This is a genomic window from Vibrio sp. 2132-1 (assembly GCF_033344315.1).
In genome coordinates this window covers 1-569 of the sequence record NZ_JAWPON010000658.1, presented here as the reverse complement: position 1 = coordinate 569, position 569 = coordinate 1, and the positions used below count along the sequence as shown (strand labels likewise).

General features: G+C 46.0%; 1 pseudogene. It reads right to left on the bottom strand.

The features are described from left to right. Positions 1–569: pseudogene (locus tag R8N47_RS27230) on the bottom strand (type IV pilus secretin PilQ); the annotation flags it as partial.

Here is a 569-nt window from a genome sequence, read left to right as displayed (position 1 = left end):
AAAATTAGCAACTCACTTTTGCCAACGTTTTCGTAACTTCGGCGGAAAAGTGCGCCTAATAGCGGAAGATCGCCCAACAATGGCACTTTATCCACTGAGTTAGTAATGCTGTGCTGGAAAATACCACCGAGCACAACCGTCTCACCATTATTCACCAGAAATTGGGTGCCAATCCGCTGCGTATCAATTGCCATTGCCTCTCCTGTGCCCGTTTTCACTACCTTACCAGGTCGGTCTTGGGTCACACTCAGATCCAACACTAAACGATTGTCAGGTGTGATCTGCGGTGTCACCTTCAAGCTCAACACCGCTTTTTTAAAGGTCACTGACGTTGCACCACTCGATGAAGATTCTAGATAAGGAATTTCGGTACCTTGTTCAATGTACGCGGGCTTCTTATTGGTCGTGATCAATCGTGGACTCGAGATGATTTCTGCTTTTGATTCTTGCTGCAATGCAGACAGCTCTAAGTCCAATAATGTATCAGAACCTAACTTTGCCACTTGGAACGCAATGCTCGCCGCATTCGGGTTGGTCGCGGCTAAATTCACATTAAGAAAATCATCGAT